General features: G+C 54.0%; 17 protein-coding genes. 16 read left to right on the top strand and 1 reads right to left on the bottom strand.

Features of this window, described 5'->3' with window-relative positions:
* Positions 1 to 1,659: a sensor domain-containing diguanylate cyclase gene (locus BLQ59_RS10240; protein WP_074572809.1), complete on the bottom strand. Its 1,659-nt coding sequence runs from the start codon at positions 1,657 to 1,659 to the stop codon at positions 1 to 3.
* Positions 1,660 to 1,885: 226 nt separating this feature from the next.
* Here BLQ59_RS10240 and BLQ59_RS10235 point away from each other — a divergent pair, with 226 nt between their 5' ends.
* The 16 genes from BLQ59_RS10235 to BLQ59_RS10160 all read left to right on the top strand — a co-directional run.
* Entirely contained in the window at positions 1,886 to 2,776 is an 891-nt protein-coding gene (locus BLQ59_RS10235; protein ID WP_074572808.1) for a LysR family transcriptional regulator, read from the top strand.
* A gap of 28 nt (positions 2,777 to 2,804) precedes the next feature.
* Complete coding sequence (locus BLQ59_RS10230) at positions 2,805 to 3,200, top strand: thioesterase family protein (RefSeq protein WP_074572807.1); 396 nt, start codon at positions 2,805 to 2,807, stop codon at positions 3,198 to 3,200.
* A 90-nt stretch (positions 3,201 to 3,290) separates the two neighbouring features.
* Positions 3,291 to 3,983: a response regulator transcription factor gene (locus BLQ59_RS10225; protein WP_143005336.1), complete on the top strand. Its 693-nt coding sequence runs from the start codon at positions 3,291 to 3,293 to the stop codon at positions 3,981 to 3,983.
* Complete coding sequence (locus BLQ59_RS10220) at positions 3,967 to 5,415, top strand: sensor histidine kinase (RefSeq protein WP_074572805.1); 1,449 nt, start codon at positions 3,967 to 3,969, stop codon at positions 5,413 to 5,415. The genes BLQ59_RS10225 and BLQ59_RS10220 overlap by 17 nt, the downstream gene beginning before the upstream one ends.
* A 121-nt stretch (positions 5,416 to 5,536) precedes the next feature.
* Complete coding sequence (gene rfbD, locus BLQ59_RS10215) at positions 5,537 to 6,394, top strand: dTDP-4-dehydrorhamnose reductase (protein WP_074572804.1); 858 nt, start codon at positions 5,537 to 5,539, stop codon at positions 6,392 to 6,394.
* 211 nt (positions 6,395 to 6,605) lie between these two features.
* Positions 6,606 to 7,853 carry a serine/threonine transporter SstT gene (sstT, locus tag BLQ59_RS10210; protein ID WP_074572803.1) on the top strand — a complete coding sequence of 416 codons (1,248 nt, stop codon included), beginning with the start codon at positions 6,606 to 6,608 and terminating at the stop codon, positions 7,851 to 7,853.
* A gap of 185 nt (positions 7,854 to 8,038) precedes the next feature.
* Positions 8,039 to 8,602, top strand: a complete 564-nt coding sequence (locus BLQ59_RS10205; protein ID WP_143005335.1) for a hypothetical protein — start codon at positions 8,039 to 8,041, stop codon at positions 8,600 to 8,602.
* A complete protein-coding gene (locus BLQ59_RS10200) occupies positions 8,599 to 9,930 on the top strand; it encodes a secretin N-terminal domain-containing protein (RefSeq protein ID WP_074572801.1) in 1,332 nt (443 codons plus the stop codon). The genes BLQ59_RS10205 and BLQ59_RS10200 overlap by 4 nt, the downstream gene beginning before the upstream one ends.
* A gap of 61 nt (positions 9,931 to 9,991) precedes the next feature.
* Positions 9,992 to 10,663: a response regulator gene (locus tag BLQ59_RS10195; RefSeq protein WP_074572800.1), complete on the top strand. Its 672-nt coding sequence runs from the start codon at positions 9,992 to 9,994 to the stop codon at positions 10,661 to 10,663.
* 158 nt (positions 10,664 to 10,821) lie between these two features.
* On the top strand, positions 10,822 to 11,493 hold the full coding sequence (locus tag BLQ59_RS10190; protein WP_081342536.1) for a precorrin-2 dehydrogenase/sirohydrochlorin ferrochelatase family protein: 672 nt from the start codon (positions 10,822 to 10,824) through the stop codon (positions 11,491 to 11,493).
* Positions 11,447 to 12,763 carry a glutamyl-tRNA reductase gene (gene hemA / locus BLQ59_RS10185; protein ID WP_074572799.1) on the top strand — a complete coding sequence of 439 codons (1,317 nt, stop codon included), beginning with the start codon at positions 11,447 to 11,449 and terminating at the stop codon, positions 12,761 to 12,763. The genes BLQ59_RS10190 and hemA overlap by 47 nt, the downstream gene beginning before the upstream one ends.
* Complete coding sequence (gene hemC / locus BLQ59_RS10180; RefSeq protein WP_074572798.1) at positions 12,726 to 13,664, top strand: hydroxymethylbilane synthase; 939 nt, start codon at positions 12,726 to 12,728, stop codon at positions 13,662 to 13,664. Before hemA ends, hemC begins: the two co-directional genes overlap by 38 nt.
* A 17-nt stretch (positions 13,665 to 13,681) precedes the next feature.
* Positions 13,682 to 15,190, top strand: a complete 1,509-nt coding sequence (gene cobA / locus BLQ59_RS10175; RefSeq protein ID WP_074572797.1) for a uroporphyrinogen-III C-methyltransferase — start codon at positions 13,682 to 13,684, stop codon at positions 15,188 to 15,190.
* Between the two features lie 15 nt (positions 15,191 to 15,205).
* Positions 15,206 to 16,192 carry a porphobilinogen synthase gene (gene hemB / locus BLQ59_RS10170; protein WP_074572796.1) on the top strand — a complete coding sequence of 329 codons (987 nt, stop codon included), beginning with the start codon at positions 15,206 to 15,208 and terminating at the stop codon, positions 16,190 to 16,192.
* Complete coding sequence (hemL, locus tag BLQ59_RS10165) at positions 16,185 to 17,501, top strand: glutamate-1-semialdehyde 2,1-aminomutase (protein WP_074572795.1); 1,317 nt, start codon at positions 16,185 to 16,187, stop codon at positions 17,499 to 17,501. Before hemB ends, hemL begins: the two co-directional genes overlap by 8 nt.
* A 105-nt stretch (positions 17,502 to 17,606) precedes the next feature.
* A partial coding sequence (locus tag BLQ59_RS10160; RefSeq protein ID WP_176756682.1) for a helix-turn-helix domain-containing protein occupies positions 17,607 to 17,893 on the top strand: 287 nt, incomplete at its 3' end.

Below are 17,893 nucleotides of genomic sequence, written 5' to 3'. Positions count from 1 at the left end.
TCAGCCGTCTGCTTTTGTTTTCGTAGACTCTTTCATTCGACGTTGTTTTTCCTTGCGCAGGCGTTTGTTTTCATACATGCACTGGTCTGCCCGGCGGGCAACGTCAATTACATGGGAGTCAAGCTGCGCATCGTATACGGCCAGCCCCATGGTCACATGTGCCTGTTCCCAGTCGGAAGCGGCTGCAACACAGAGCTCCTCCCGCTTTTGCCGGAAGAGGCGGAACAGCTCATCCCTGTTCTGGAAATCTTCCCCTCGCAGGAGGACGGCAAATTCATCTCCGCCGATGCGGAACACGGGACTGTGCTTGAACGTGCGGCAGATCAACTGGCTGGCAGTCTTGATATACACATCGCCTTTGTCATGGCCAAATACATCGTTGATGTATTTGAGATTGTCGCAATCAAAGACGCCTACGGCAAATTCCAGTGTCTTTGCGGGATCTTCCATCTGTTCCTGTAATTTCTGTATATAGGACTCATAACTGGCTTTGTTGTGGACGGAGGTCATCGCATCGATATAAACCTGCCGGTTGAGGTGGTTGATATGTTCCTGTGTCTGCTTGATGAGCTGTTTGAAGGTCCGGGTGAGTAGTCCAACCTCATCGTTTTCGTTATAATCCAGTGCAATTTCATAATTGCCGGCTGCTACCTGCCTGGCTGATTCCGTGAGGTCGAGCAGCGGTTTGGTGATGCGCTCGGCAAAGCGCAGCATGATGAAGCTGACAAGCAGCAGGATGATCAGCGCAGCGAAGAGGATGCGCCGGATCAGGGTTTGCCAGCCGCTGTTGATTTCCGCTAATGGAACGGTTACGTAAAGCTGCATGCCATTGCTCAGGGGGAGCCAGACGGCTTCCTTGTTGATACCGTTGAAATGATAGTGGATATGCTGGTCCCCGACAACCTGGTCCGGGGCACCCATCGCGACTTTTTCGCCGTATTGCAGGACGGAATCCATCTGCGGATGGTAGACGACATTGGAATCCGCATCGAGGATGAAGGCATAGCCGTGATCGAAGAGCCTGATCTTGCCTGCTTCCTGAGCCAGTGTCTCATAGTCGATTTCCATGCCGATTACTCCCACGAATTGCTTCTGCCAGTAAATCGGCACGTTGTAGGAAATCACCCGGGTGCCTAGATTTTCGGTATCATAGGGAGGCAGCCAGATGCTCTTGCCGAGCATTTTGGGGATGGTGAACCATTTGGGGGCGACAGGGATATTGGTATTGTATTGGGTCAGGTCGGTTACGGGATGTTCGCGAAAATTGTCTTCGTCTGTTTTTACATACCAAAAGCCTTTTACCGTCGGCGAGAACTCTGGATCGATCCGGAAATAGTAGGTCAGCACACCATGGGTATTGGCGGCAACCTTATTGAACAGCTGACGGGTATGTTCGACCTGATTTTCCAATTGATCGTAAGGCATGTCATCAAAGCTGTCCTGTACAAGCGTAGCGACTGTGTCCGTGGAATGTTCCACGCTGTCAAAATAGGATTCCAGATGCATAGCCCCCGTGGTGCATTTCAGATGCAGCATCTGATCGGTATCGCTCTTGCCCAGCTCCCGAATGGAGAAAACGCCAATCAGCGTCGCAATGCTCAAGGCAATGATGATGGATAGTACCGTCAGCAGGGTGAATCTGGTACGAATGGAATGCATAGGAAAGCCTCCTCTTATAGCGGCATTTCTTCTATGTGTATATTCCATGCAAACAGCAAAAAACCTGCCGAAGGCAGATTTTTATCTTTGTTGCCAATTGCAGCTGTCAGGGTTTTTATAACTTTTTTTAAAAAACATTGCTCTATATTGTCAAAAAAAGTATAATAAACCTAAATGGTTATACTAACTATGAAGTTTGGGATATAGATTGAGAAAGAGGCAGGAAATGGATATCAAGGATATGCGGGCGTTTTACGCCATTGTTGAGGAAGGAAATATCAGTCATGCGGCGCAGAGGCTGGATATTGCCCAGCCTGCCTTATCGCGGCAGATGAAGCGGCTCGAAAGCTCTCTGGGTGTGCAGCTCTTCGAGCGTGGCAGCCGCCGTATCCGGCTTACGGATGCCGGCCGGGTGATGTACACCCGCGTCGAGCATATCCTGGGCATGGTGGATGGCACGGTGCGGGAAATCACGGAGATTGGCTCCGGTATTGCCGGTTCCGTCCGGCTGGGCACGATCACGACCTCCGGAGCACTTTTGCTGCCGGAGCTGATCTCGGAGTTCCATTCCCGCTACCCCAATGTGACCTATCAGATCTGGGAAGCGGAGGGCGCCCGTATCCTGGAACTGCTCGACAACAGGGTGATTGAGATCGGCATCACCCGCACGCAGGTGGATTCCAAGGTCTATGAGTCCATCGTGCTGCCCAATGAACCGTTGGTGCTTATCATGAACAAAGAGCAGGAAATCGGGGCTGACAGCACGAAGGTGGAACTATCAGAACTTAGGGACCAGCCCATCATCGTGCCGCTGCGCTGGCAGTCGGTGTTCATCGCCAACTGCCGCAAGCTGGGCTTTGAACCGAAGATCGTCTGCGTCAGCGACAGTATCGTGCAGGACCTGCTGCTCGCGAAGATGGGCATGGGCATGGCACTGCTGCCGGTGTCCTCCAAGACGCTTTTGACCGATGGCAATCTGATCTACAAGAAGCTGGTGGAGCCGGAGATGAGCACGCATACGGTCATCGCCTGGCTCAAGAACCGCACATTGTCTTCCTCGGCTGAGCACCTGATCGAGCTCTTCCGGGAGATGTTTTTAGGGGCTGGCAAGAAATAGGCCCATATATGGAAAGGGAGCATAGTTTATGGAACTTACGGATGTAGAAGTTGGTTTGAAGAACGTTGTTACCGAAGAGGTCACGCAGGCAAAGACGGCTCAGGCAATGGGCAGCGGTTCTTTGCCGGTCTATGCGACACCGGCCATGACCTGCCTGATGGAAAAAGCGGCCACGGAAGCCCTCGAAAGTCTCGTGCCCGCAGGCTGGACCACTGTAGGCATCAGCCTGCATGTGGCCCATAAGGCCGCGACACCTGTAGGCATGAAGGTGCGGGCGGAAGCCGAGGTCACGGCTGTGGAGGGACGCAAGGTGACCTTCACCGTGCGGGCTTTTGATGATGCAGAAGAAATCGGTGTGGGCACGCACGAGCGCTTTGCCGTGCAGAAGGAGAAGTTCCTGAACAAGGCTCAGGCCAAACATTAATTTTTGATTATAATTCACGGGCAAGGCTTTTCAAACCTTGCCTTTCGTTATATTATGTATGTATATGCAACGAAGCAGGAGGGAAAGTGGATGGTTAAGCCAAAGATTTTTATCGTGGAAGATGAACGGCGGATTGCCCGTTTTTTGCAGATTGAACTGGAGCACGAGGGCTACGAGACGGCCGTAGAGGATAACGGCCGCCGGGCGCTCGACCGCATCATCCAGGGGGATTTCGATCTGGTGCTTTTGGATGTCATGCTGCCGGAGATGGATGGCATGGAAATCTGCCGCAAGGTGCGGGAGATCTCGGAGGTGCCCATCATCATGCTGACGGCCCGGGACGATGTATCCGATATGGTGTCGGGGCTTGACCTCGGTGCGGATGATTACATCACGAAACCCTTTGACATGCAGGAACTTCTGGCCCGCATCCGCCGTGCCCTGCGCAGCCATTACAAAGAACGCCCCGATGATGTGGACGAGAATGAGCGGCTGACGGTCAAAGACCTCATCATGATTCCGAGCCGTTTCGAACTGCGGGTGAAGGGCGAGTTCGTGCAGCTGACCAAGAAGGAATTCTCCTTGCTGGAATATCTGCTGCGCAACAAACGCAATGTGCTGAGCCGCGAGCAGATCCTGCAGGCAGTCTGGGGATATGATTACAACGGGGATACCAATGTGGTGGATGTGTATATCCGCTATCTGCGCTCCAAAATCGATGAACGGTTTCAGGAGAAATACATTCATACGGTACGGGGCATAGGTTATGCTATTCGGGATTAAGGCCTGGCTGCGCCATCCAAGACTGATGCTTGACCGTCTGCGCTATGCCCAGATCTCTACGAAGATTACCTGCTTCTACGCAGCCGTGTTGCTGCTGGTGCTGATCCTGACCAGCACGCTTACAGGACTGGGCGTATATTTTTCCTTCTACCATCAGGCTGAGGTGGAGCTGGAAATGAGCATGAATAATGTGCTCAATGTGTTGGAGCAGGGGCGCTCCATCGATATGGATTTTGGCCGGGATGATGTGGTGTTTCCGGGGGTGGTGCTGCGCATCACGGATATGACCGGACAGGTGGTCTATGAGAATGACAGCCGCTTTCCTCCATTGAAACGAGTGGAGGAACATCGGGTGAAGAATCCGCCGTTCTGGGCCAACAAGAACATGCAGGTGCTGCAGTTCCGCAATGCCACTTTCTATTATGCGCGCATGGACGTGGACTACCGCGGTCAGATCTATCAGATGCATTTCTTCAAGACCATCACGGCGGAGAAGCACTTCCTGGAAACCCTGCAGAAGATCCTGTTCCTGATGACGATCCTGGGCTTCTTCCTGGCACTCCTGGCCGGCTTCTTCGTCAGCCGCCGGATCTTGCAGCCCATCCGGGATATGATCATCACGGCCCGCAAGATCGAAGTGGAGAAGATGGACAGCCGCCTGCTTGTGCCACCCGCCCGGGATGAACTGACGGAGCTGGCAGAGACCTTCAATCATATGCTGAGCCGCTTGGAAGCGGGCTTCAAGCAGCAGCAGCGCTTCGTGTCGGATGCCTCCCATGAGCTGCGTACACCGGTGACGGTCATCCTGGGATATTCCGATCTTCTGTCCCGTTGGGGGCGCGAGGATGCGGAGGTGCTGGATGAGGGGATTTCCTCCATCCGTTCCGAAGCAGAGAACATGCAGCAGCTCATCGAAAAGCTCCTGTTCCTGGCCAGAGCGGACCAGAAACGGCAGGTACTGCACAAGGAAAATATCGAGCTCAGTGAGCTTTTGGCCGATACCATGAAGAAGATGCAACTGGTGACCAAGGACCACACGGTAGAGCTGCTGCGGAATGACGATGGTCTGATGTATGGCGATCTGGTGACCGTGCGGCAGATGTTCCGCATCTTCCTGGACAACAGCACGAAATACACGCCGAAGGGCGGGCGGATCAGCGTAACTTCCCGCTATGTGGAGGAGCCTCAGGGCAAATTCATGCAGGTGGACCTGGCTGATAACGGCGTCGGCATTGCCCCCGAGGACCAGCAGAAAGTCTTTGAACGCTTCTACCGCGTGGATACGTCCCGTACCAAAGCTCAGGGTGTCAGCGGCACCGGCTTGGGGCTGTCTATTGCCAGCTGGATTGCCGAGCAGCATGGGATTGAGATCTCCATGACCAGCGCCTTGGGGCAGGGAACCACGATTCATTTAAAGATTCCATTGATATAAGCTTTCCCTTCTTGGGAAGGCTTTTTTTTATGCAGGCAGGAATTTTTTCATTTGTGTAGAATTTACATAAACATTGAGAAAAGCTGAACTAAGCGGAATGTATGGAGAGGATGAATTTTTAATGAAGGTTTTGGTCACAGGGGTGACAGGCCAATTAGGTCATGATTGTGTAAATGAGTTCCTAAGCCGGGGCGTAGAGGTGCAGGGGGTATCCAGCAAGGACTTCTCCCTGACGGATGGTGCGGCCACGGAAAAATATATCAAAGATTATCAGCCGGATGTGGTCGTGCATTGTGCCGCCTATACCGCAGTGGATAAGGCCGAGGATGAGCCGGAACTCTGTCAGGCCATCAATGCGGAAGGTACCCGCCATATTGCACGGGCCTGTGCTGAAATCGGTGCCAAGCTGGTCTACATCAGCACGGACTATGTGTTCCCCGGTGATGGGGAAGAACCTTACGCTGTGGATGCAGCAAAGGGGCCTGCGAACGTCTATGGCCGCTCCAAGCTGGCCGGGGAAGAGGCGGTGCAGGAAATCCTCACGCAGTATTTTATCGTGCGGATTTCCTGGGTTTTCGGCATCCATGGCCGGAACTTCATTCGCACGATGTTGAATCTGGCTAAGAGCCACAAGGAACTCACCGTGGTGAACGATCAGATCGGTTCGCCAACCTACACCCGCGACCTGGCGGTATTGCTGGCCGATATGGTCCATACGGAGAAGTATGGTGTTTACCATGCGACCAACGAAGGCTTCTGCTCCTGGGCAGAGCTGGCCGCCGAGGTGTTCCGTCAGGCGGGCAGGGAAGTCACGGTTACGCCCGTCGATTCCTCAGCTTATCCTACCAAGGCTGTGCGGCCGAAAAACTCCCGCATGAGCACGGCAAAGCTCACAGAGAATGGCTTCAGGCTGCTGCCCCGCTGGCAGGATGCCGTAGGGCGTTATCTGATTGAATTACAAAATGAAGCGATATTGTGATAATGTCACCATATCATGTCCACCAACTGCGTACACATCCGCAAAATGTGTACGCAGTTTTCTGTTTTTAATGGCAATAGTTCACTGTGAAGAAACATTTTTATCGTATTCTCTTGCAAAAGTGTAAAGTATAGTATATACTAACACTTGTATAATATAGGTGAACGCACTTATCGTAATACAAGATTAATCATGAAGGAGGATGATTAGCATGTTTAGAAAAGTCGGCAGGAAATATATGGAAACTGCCCTGATCAAGCTAATCGCAGTTGGTTTAGTAATTGGTATCATCATCGCGTTGACCGCACCGGGAATGGTGCCTGTGGTCGCGATCTTTGGTGATTTGTTCGTCCGGGCCTTGAAAGGCGTGGCGCCAATCCTGGTATTTGTTCTGGTCATGAATGCCATGGCGCAAAAAACAGCGAATGCCAGTGCTTCCATGAAGCCCATTATACGGCTCTATGTTTTGGCGACGTTTTTTGCTTCCTTGGTGGCGGTGGCGTATTCCTTTGCCTTTCCCACCAGTCTGCAATTGCAGCTGGCCGATGCCAAACTCACGCCGCCCAGCGGTATCCTGGAAGTCCTGCACAATCTCGTGCTGAATGTGGTGGACAACCCCATCCATGCTATTGCGAATGCCAATTACATCGGTATCCTGGCTTGGGGTGTGCTGACTGGTCTGGCTCTGCGCGGTGCTTCGGAGTCGACGAAGGCTGCTTTGGATGATTTTGCCAAGGCGGTGACGAAGCTGGTGCAGTGGGTAATCCGTCTGGCACCGTTCGGCATCATGGGCCTCGTGGCCGATGCCATTGGCACGAATGGCGCCGATGCCATCATGGGTTACTTCCACCTGCTGGCGGTGCTCTTGGGCGCATTCTTCTCGGTAGCCCTGATCATGAACCCGCTGATCGTCTATATGCATATCCATCGCAATCCGTATCCGCTGGTACTGACGACCTTGCGGGAAAGCGGCCTCTATGCGTTCTTCACGAGAAGTTCGGCGGCCAATATCCCCGTGAACATGGAACTCTGTGAACGTTTAGGTTTGCACAAGGATACGTATTCCGTATCCATTCCGCTCGGTGCAACCATCAACATGAGCGGTGCGGCCATCACCATTGCAGTGCTGTCGCTGGCATGTGCGCATACGCTGGGCATTGACGTGGATCTGCCCACGGCACTGCTGCTCTGCATCATCGCCACGGTTGGCGCCTGCGGTGCTTCCGGTGTGGCCGGCGGTTCGCTGCTCTTGATCCCGGTGGCCTGCTCGTCCTTTGGTATCAGCAATGATATCGCCATGCAGGTGGTCGGTGTCGGTTTCATCATCGGTGTGCTGCAGGATTCCTGCGAAACGGCGCTCAATAGTTCCAGTGACGTACTGTTTACGGCCACGGCAGAGCTTAGCCGGAAAGCCAAAGATGGGACGCTGACTGATGCGGATCTGGTGCTGAAGAATTGATGACTATGTGCTAAGGTATATATGCTAAGACGCCCGTGGGCTGGTAATATTTTCCTCCGCTTTGATAAAAAGCATCAAACGCTGCGGAAAAAATCACCAGCCCACGGGCTTATTGCGTATTATAATTCTTTGGCTTATAATAAAAGAAAATGTTCCGTCAGTCATGGACAAAAGAAGGCGACGATATGGATTTACGGGACGCGAGATGGCGCAGGCCATTGATTTACGGGAGTGTTTTTCTATTATTAGCCGGAGGAGCAGGGGCTTATTATGCCGGGGCGGCAGAGGAGCCTCCGCTTGTGCTGCACGAAAACGAGCGGCAGGCAGAAATGCCTGCGGAGCCTCCGGTTATCAAGGGGCTGGCGCGGGCAAATGAGGTACAGGAGCTGCGCAATCCCTTTTCCCTACTGCATGAACGGGAAGGGGACACAGTCACCGGAAAGTTGGATGCTGCCAGGACGGAGCCAAAAGAGAACATAGCAGTGCCGGTTCCAAAGCCGGCAGCGGGGAAAACCACTGCACCGGCAAATAGCGGGAGAAAAACAAATCTTGTCCTCTGCGGCATCGTGGAAGGTGCGGGCGGACGGCTGGCGCTGCTGCAAACGGGAAACAGCACGGTGACAGCTGCCTGTGGCGAGACGGTGGCCGGCTGGCAGGTGACGGAGATCGGCCGTGAATCGGTGACATTGGCAGGTCATGGCCAGGTGCGAAGGCTGCCCCTGACAATGGCTGCTATGGGGGTGAAATGATGAACGGAATACGCAGGAAAATCACGCGGCTGTTTTGTGCCCTGGCCTTGTGCGGACAGGCAAATGTTCTGGCGGCGCCGGTACGCCTGCATGTGGAAAATGCTGCTACCGGTGCCGTGCTGATGTCCGTGGCCCGCATGGGCGGTTTCAACCTGCTGCTGGCAGATAATATCAGCAGCACAGTCACCATCAATGTCAAGGCCGAGCCGGAAAAGCTCCTGGAACTGCTCACAGCATCCAAGGGACTATTGTTGGAAAAATACGATGATGTTTATGTGGTGACTGCTCCTGGCCAAAACAATGCCCTGCGGCGGGTGCATATGTATAAGGCGCAGTATGCCCGGCCGGCTGATCTAGCAAAAATTGCCAATTTATCTCTTTTTGAAGCAGGAAAAAAGTCCCAAACGACGAATTTAAAGAATAGCACAAGAAAAACAAAGGCGGCTTCGGAACAGGAGGCTCCCACAGAAAGCCGTGCTTCGCGTGTCATGGTGGATGAATCCGCGGGTGCGGTATTGTTCTATGGTACGGATGCGGAGGCACAAAAGGTACAGCAGGCTATGCAGCAGGTGGATATCCCAGCCAGGCAGGTCAGCATTGAGGCGGAAGTCGTAGCTGTTTCCCGCAATGCAGCGAAGAATTTGGGCATTGAATGGGAATGGTCGAAACTGCCGCAGTATCCGGAGCACAGCAAGACCTACCGCAATGCCGGCAAGAGTAATGAGCGGGTGGAGGTTGAAACCCGGCGTACTTATAATGGCAAAACGGGCAGTATTCCGGGCATTATCCGCTTCGGGCATGGACCGGAGGGATATCCCTTCGAGTTCTACTTCGGGGCGAAGGTCAATGCCCTCGTGACAGAAGGCAAGGCAAAGCTGCTGGCCAGACCGAATATCACCACCATTCAGGGGCATGAAGCCATCATCAATATCGGCGGTGATGTGCCGGTGCCTACTCAGACTGTGTCGGAAAACAGCACGACGAATACCGTGACCTATCGGCAGGCGGGCATCATCCTGCGCTGCACGCCGCGCGTCAACAGTGACGGCCAGATCACCACTGAGGTGCATACGGAGGTCAGCACGCCGGAGTACGTGCCGGATCTGAAGGCCTACCGTTTCAATCGCCGCAGCGCTGATACCATCGTGCGCCTGCAGGATGGGGAGACCATGGTGATTGGCGGCCTGATCGGCAGTGAGGAGTCCCGGGCCATGAGCAAGATACCTATTCTGGGCGATCTGCCTTTTTTCCGCCTGTTGTTCCGGAATGTCCAGCACAGCCATACGGAATCCGAGGTCATGATATTCCTAAAGGCCCATGTGTTGTGATATAATTGTGCTATAATATGTATGCATAATAGTTATGGTAATTGGTAAAGGGGAATAGATTATGGCCATTAAGATTTTGATAGCAGACGACCATGCGTTGCTGCGACAGGGCATCAAGCGTGTCCTGAACTTCGAGGACGGTTTTGAGGTGATCGGTGAGGCCGAGGATGGCCAGGAGGCAGTAGCCAGAACGCTGATGCTGCAGCCGGATGTGCTACTGCTGGATATCAATATGCCGGGGCTCAACGGGCTGGAAGTGGTCAAGCAGCTCAAGCAGGCAGAATGCGAAACCCGCATCATCGCCCTGACAATTCATGACAGCGATAATTATGTGCTGGAAATGCTCAAGAACGGTGCGCTGGGATATCTGCTCAAAGATGTGGAGCCGGCTGTGCTGATCAAGGCCATCCATGTGGTGAATGCCGGAGATGCCTTCGTTTATCCGGAACTGGCAGAGCGGCTGTTTGGCAGCGCTACGGTGACCGATGATGTGGAGAGCCGGGCACGGGAAATCCTCGACGAGAGTCGCGGCGAACGGCTGACCTCCCGGGAAATGGATGTGCTCGAATGCGTGGCCAAGGGCTTTTCCAATCAGGACATTGCCAAAGCCCTGGGGCTCAGTGAGAAAACCGTCAAGAACCATATGACGAGAGTCCTGCGGAAGCTCAAAGTAGAGGACCGTACACAGGCTTTGGTCTATGTGCTGAAGAACAAGATCATCTCCCTGGAATAAGGGAAAAAAGGGCGCATTTTTCGTGTGAATATCCAAAAGCAGAAGTCTAAAAATTGTAGATTTCTGCTTTTTTTTCGTGCTTGTATAAGGTATAATAGGAATAGTAGAAAAATATGAATCCGATTCGTAATTGAGAGGTATTCACGAAAGCGTGGAAGGTGATCATCGTGCTGTATCCGCTGAATCTCGATCTGACTGATAAAGTTTGCGTGGTCATTGGCGGCGGTCAGGTAGCGGGCCGCAAGGTCAGGGATTTACTGGCTGCCGGAGCAAAGGTTACCATCATTGCCCCCAAGCTGTCGGAGGGCTTGCAGAAATTGGCCCTGAGCGGTCAGCTGGATTGGCAGAAATCTGACTATCACCCGGGCATGCTGCTGCATCTACAGCCGCTATTGGTGTTCTGTACGGCCAATGATAAGATGGCCAATCTTACCGCCATTGCCGAGGCCAAGGAAGTTGGCGCGCTGGTCAATGCGGCGGCGGCACCGGAACGGACGGACTTTTCCGTGCCCTCGAAGGTGGCGCGGGGCGATATGCTGCTGACCGTTTCCACAGGCGGTGGCAGTCCCGCATTTTCCAAGCTCCTGCGTGAGCGGCTGGAGCTGGAATATCCAAAAGAATTCGGAGATTTTTTAGAACGGTTGATGGTATTGCGTCAGGAAGTCAAGGGGAGGCCGGGCGGCAGTCGGGAGCATGAGCGGCTCTGGCGGACGGCGCTGACGCAGCGTGTGATTGATTTAGTGAGAGCTGGTCAGTTAGACCAGGCGGAGGAAGAGGTAAGAAATGGAATTATTGATGCTGGGGCTCAACCACAAGACGGCGCCCGTTGATGTGCGTGAGCGTTTTTCCATTCCCAAAGCGGCTGTAAAGAGCGGTTTGGCCAATTTAGGGGAGTATGAAGGGATTCTGGAAGCGGTGGTATTATCCACCTGCAACCGCAGCGAGATGTATGCTGTGGTGGAGAAGGCAGATCGGGATTTAGCCACCTTGAAGCAGTTCCTCTTCGACCTCACGGGCAATGAGGAAAATATTGACGAATATCTCTATCACTATGCTGATGAAGAATGCATCGACCACCTGTTTCGGGTGGCATCGAGCCTTGACTCGCTGGTATTGGGCGAAGGACAGATCCTTTCGCAGGTCAAGGAAGCCTATGCCATGAGCCGGGAGGCGGGTACGACGAGCACGGTGCTCAACACCCTGTTCCATCGGGCCATTGCCACGGGCAAGCGGGTGCGCACGGAAACCCGCATCCAGTTCAATTCCGTATCCGTGAGCTATGCGGCTGTAGAACTGGCACGCGAGGCCTTGGGCGAGCTTCATGAGGCCAGTGCGTTGATTTTCGGCGCCGGGAAGATGGCCGAACTTACGGCCCAGCACCTCATATCCCATGGCGTGAAGAAAATCTATGTGACCAACCGCCATATCGAGCGGGCGGAACTCCTGGCCGCGCAGTTCAATGGTGAAGCCGTGCCCTTTGAAGAGGCCATGAAGCGGGCCGTGGATGTGGATGTGATCGTGACTTCCACAGGTGCGCCCCACTATGTGATCAAACCATGGGAAACCCGCCAGCTGATGACCAAGCGCAAGGGCCGGCAGCTGTTCCTGATCGATATTGCCGTGCCCCGTGACGTGGATCCGGAAGTCGGGGAAATCAAGGGCGTAACCCTTTACAATATTGACGCATTGGAAGAAGTAGTGGACGAGCATATTGAAGAGCGCCGCCACGAGGCCAAGCGGGCCGAAAAGATCGTGCAGGAGGAAGTGGATTCCATCATGGAGCGCTTCCAGTATCTGTCCTTCCGTCCGTTGATGGCCAGGCTCTCTGACCGCTGTGAGCGCATCCGCGCCCGGGAGGTCAAACGGGCCAGCTCCAAACTGCCGGACCTCAATGAGGAGCAGTGGCGGCAGGTTGAGCATATGAGCCGCATGATCGTGCGCAAGATCCTGCGCATGCCCATGATGAAACTCAATTCCGCCGCAGGCACGGAACAAGAAGAATTTTACATCGAAGCCATGCGGGCGCTTTTTAAACTGGATACGATAGGAGAGACGGCAAACAGTGAAGAACACGATTGTTATCGGTACGCGCAGCAGTAAGCTGGCGTTATGGCAGGCAGAATACGTAAAAGGCCGTTTGGAGGAGGAATATCCGGGACTTACCGTAGAACTGAAACTGATGACCACCAAGGGGGATAAGATCCTCGATGCCCCCCTGGCCAAGATTGGCGGCAAGGGGCTCTTTACCAAAGAGCTCGAAATGGACATGCTGGACGGCGGCATCGATTTAGCGGTGCATAGCCTCAAGGACATGCCGACAGAACTGCCGGAAGGTTTGTGCCTTGCCGCCATCACCAAGCGGTTTGATCCCGGTGATGCCGTGGTCAGCCCCAAATTCAAGACATTTGACGCGTTGCCTTGTGGCGCAAAAGTAGGTACTTCGAGCCTGCGCCGCAAGGCACAGCTTTTGCATGCCCGTCCGGACCTCAATATCTGCGACCTACGGGGCAATGTGAATACAAGACTGGCCAAGCTCGAAAGCGAGAACTTCGATGCCATCATCCTCGCCGTAGCCGGCCTCAAACGTCTGGGCTTCGGCGAGCGCATTACCGAAGTATTGCCGCGGGATATGGTACTGCCCGCTGTCGGACAGGGAGCTTTGGCCATCGAAACCCGCGCGGATGACAAGGAAATGCGGGAAATGCTCGCTTTCCTCAATGACGAAGCCACAGTACACTGTGCCAAGGCCGAGCGCGCCTTCCTAAGCCGCGTAGAAGGCGGCTGTCAGGTCCCCGTCGGCGTCTATGCCGTACCCGCCGAAAAAGAAGAGATTCAGGTAGAAGCCGTGATTGCCTCGCTCGACGGCCAGCGCCTCTACCGTGACAAAATCAGCGGCAAGGTCGAAGACGCGGAAAAACTCGGCGTAACACTGGCCGAAAAACTCCTCGCCGCCGGCGGAAAAGAAATCTTACAAGAATTAGGCTTGTTGACAGAAAAATAAAGAAAAGGGATGACAATATGGCAGGAATGGTTTATTTAGTAGGTGCAGGCCCCGGAGATTACCGGCTTATCAGCATGAAGGCAGTGGATTGCCTCAAGATGGCAGACGTCGTCGTCTATGACCGTCTGGCTGATGACCGCATCCTGCGCTGGGCCCCGGACGATGCCGAATACATCTATGTGGGCAAGGCCTCCAGCAATCACACGATGAAACAGAAAGACATCAATCAGCTGTTGGTGGACAAGGCAAAAGAAGGCAAATGTGTCGTACGCCTCAAGGGCGGCGATCCCTTCGTCTTTGGCCGGGGCGGCGAAGAAGGGCTGCTTTTGCGCGAAAACAATCTGCCCTTTGAAATCGTGCCGGGCATCACATCGGCCATTTCTGTGCCGGCCTATGCGGGTATCCCCGTAACCCATCGGGCGGTAGCGACTTCCTTTGCCGTGGTGACAGGGCATGAAGATCCGACCAAGGGTAAAAGCAATATGCGCTGGGAACATCTGGCCACGGGCGTGGATACGCTGGTATTCCTGATGGGCGTAGCCAACCTGCCGCATATCACGAGCAAATTGATCGAAAACGGCCGCAGTGCCGATACCCCGGCTGCCGTGATCCGCTGGGGAACCAAGCCGGAACAGCGCACGCTTGTGACCACCGTGGGCAAGGCCGCTGAGGATGTGGCCAAGAACGGCATCAAGCCGCCGGCCATCTTTATCGTAGGCGAAGTGGTCAAGCTGCGCGACAGCCTGCAGTGGTTCGATAATCTCTCCCAGCGACCTCTGTTTGGCAAGCGGATTCTCGTAACCAGAGCACGCAGTCAGGCATCCAAACTTACGGCGAAATTGGAGAACCTTGGAGCAGAGGTATTCGAAGCGCCGGCAATTTCTATGGCTGATCCGGCTGACAACTATGCGGCGCTCGATAAGTCCATTGACCATCTGCAGGATTATCACTGGCTGATCTTCACGAGCGCCAATGGCGTAGGCCGTTTTTTTGCCCGCCTGTTCAAGGCCGGCAAGGATGCCCGTGCTTTGGGCTATGCTAAGATTGCCGCAATCGGTTCGGCTACGGCAGAGAAACTCCATCAATACGGCTTGAACGCCGATGTAGTTCCGGCTGAATACCGGGCAGAAGGTGTGCTGGAAGCCCTGAAGGGTAAATTGCCGCCCCATGCGAAAATCCTGATTCCCCGCGCCGCAGAGGCCCGGGAAATCCTGCCGGAAAAACTCAAGGAAATGGGCGCCGAAGTCGAAGTCGCCGCCGCTTACCGCACGGTCTGCGGTCAGGTGGACGGCGAAGCGCTGGCCGCTGAGATCCAAGACGGCCAGTTCGATATGGTGACCTTCACGAGTTCTTCCACGGTCAAGAACCTCGTGGAAATCATCGGTTCGGCAGAACTCTTAAAGGATGTCAAGACCGCCTGCATCGGCCCCATCACTGCCGATACGGCTAAATCTTTGGGCATTGAGCCGGACATCGTAGCAGAAGAATATACCATTGATGGCTTGGTAGAAGCCATTTGCAAATAATAGGAGATGTTAGTCATGTATGAACAGAAACTCCGTCCGCGCCGTATGCGCATCAGCCCCGCTATGCGGGCTATGGTGCGCGAGACCAGCCTGTCGGTGAAGGATTTTGTCTATCCGCTGTTTGTGGTGCCGGGCGAAAAAGTCCGCGAGGAAATCCCCTCCATGCCGGGATGTTTCCATCTGTCGGTGGATGAAGCCGTCAAGACCGCCAAAGAGTGCTGGGAACTGGGTATCCCTTCCGTAGAAGTATTTGGCATTCCCGAATACAAGGATGCTGATGGTAGCAGTGCTTGGGATATGACGAGTCCCGTGCAGCGCGCCATCAAGGCTATTAAGGCCGAGATTCCGGAACTCATGATCGTGGGCGATGTCTGCATGTGCGAATACACTGACCACGGTCATTGCGGACATCTCGAAGGTCATTATGTGGATAACGATGCGACGCTGAAGCTCCTGCAGAAGGTGGCCGTATCCCAGGCCCAGTGTGGTGTAGACATCATCGCGCCTTCCGATATGATGGATGGCCGTGTGGCTGCCATCCGTGAGGCTTTGGACGAAAATGGCTTCCAGAATGTATCCATCATGAGCTATGCGGTCAAATACGCTTCGGGCTATTATGGTCCCTTCCGTGATGCGGCTGACAGTGCCCCGGCTTTCGGTGACCGCCGTCAGTATCAGATGGACCCGGCCAATGCCCATGAAGCTATCAAGGAAGTAGACCTCGATATTGCCGAAGGCGCTGACATCATCATGGTGAAGCCGGCTCTGGCTTACCTCGATGTAGTCCGTCAGGTGCGTGACCATATCCATCATCCGGTTGCTGTCTACAATGTCAGCGGTGAGTACGCGATGGTCAAGGCTGCGGCTAAGAATGGCTGGATTGACGAAAAGCGTATCGTGATGGAAACCCTGCTTTCCATGAAACGGGCTGGGGCAGATATTATCATTACCTATCATGCCATGGATGCAGCCCGCTGGCTGAAGGAGGATGCCAATGCTTAATCTGGAAAAATCTGCCGCCGCCTTTGCCGAAGCCAAGGACCTCATGCCTGGCGGCGTCAACAGCCCCGTGCGTTCCTACAAGAGCGTGGACTGCAATCCGCCGTTCATCGACCATGCTTTAGGCGATAAGATTTACGATATCGACGGCAATGAATACATCGACTATGTAGGTTCCTGGGGCCCGATGGTCGTAGGCCATGCCCATCCCAAAGTCGTAAAAGCTTTGCAGGAAGCCGCCACCCGTGGTACAAGCTATGGTGCGCCGACCTGCATCGAGTCGGAACTGGCCAAGCTCGTGATGGAAGTCTATCCTTCCATCGAAACCATCCGCATGGTCAACTCCGGCACTGAGGCCACTATGAGCGCCCTGCGTTTGGCGCGCGGCTATACGGGGCGGGAAAAGATTGTCAAATTCATCGGCTGCTACCATGGTCATAGCGACAGCCTGCTCGTCAACGCCGGTTCCGGCATGGCTACCTTCGGCGTGCCGAGTTCGCCGGGCGTAACCAAGGGCACGGCTCAGGACACCATTTCCGTGCCCTACAATGATGTGGACGCAATCACGAAGGTGATGGATGAAGTGGGCGACCAGGTAGCCGCTGTCATTGTCGAGCCGGTGGCCGGCAATATGGGGCTTGTTCTGCCCCAGCAGGGTTATCTGCATAAGCTCCGTGAACTTACCGAAAAACACGGCGCATTGTTGCTCTTTGATGAAGTCATGTGTGGCTTCCGCGCTTCCCTGGGCGGCGCGCAGGCAGCCTACGGCATCACGCCGGACCTGACCTGCCTTGGCAAGATCATCGGCGGCGGCCTGCCCGTGGCAGCCTATGGCGGCCGCAAGGACATCATGGCCAAGGTTTCCCCGTCTGGCCCGGTCTATCAGGCTGGCACCCTCTCGGGCAACCCGTTGGCAATGACTGCAGGCCTCGCAACCCTGCAGATCATCACCGCCGAACCCGAAGAGGGCAAGGCCGACTACAGCCGTGAGCTGACTTTAAAGACGAAGAAACTGCTGCTGGGCTGGCTGGAAAAAGCCAAAGAAGCCGGCGTTACCATCCAGGCCCATCAGGCCGGCTCCATGTTCGGCATCTTCTTCAGCGAGAAGGATGTGCTGAACTACGAGGACTCCTGCAACGCCGACCAGGAGAAATTCAAAGTCTGGTTCAAGGCCATGCTCGAACAGGGCATCTACCTTGCCCCGTCCCAGTTTGAAACTCTCTTTATGAGCGGTGCTCATACGGATGAGGACATCGACCGCACCATTGTAGCGGCAGAAAAGGCATTTGCAGTTGTTGCGGCTATGAGATAAAAGAATAAGTACAATAGTGAGGCTTGACTGGTCGAAATTTGATATGCTCCCCTTATGAGAGACAGTAAAAAAATTAAACTGTCATCATTGGGGGGAGTATTTTTTATGTTACACAAGTCAAAAGTGTCAGCGAAAGATAAATTAAAAACTATCCGCAAATACTTAGCTGGAAAAATTGGACAACGAGCCGCAGCTCGTGAGCTAGAGGTAAGTCTTGCCTCCATTCAGCGATGGATTAAGCAGTACGAGGCTGAAGGGGAAGCTGCATTCCTGCCATATGAGAAGAATCGTACTTATACAGCAGAAGTGAAGACAAAAGCGGTTCTTTCCTACTTGAATGGTGAAGGGAGTCTGTTGGATGTCTGTAAAAATTACAAAATTCGCAGTCCTCG

It is taken from the genome of Pseudoselenomonas ruminantium (assembly GCF_900104055.1).
Classification (GTDB): Bacteria; Bacillota; Negativicutes; order Selenomonadales; family Selenomonadaceae; genus Selenomonas_A; species Selenomonas_A ruminantium_C.
Note: the sequence above shows the minus strand (reverse complement) of the source record. Positions and strands in the feature narration are given on the sequence as shown.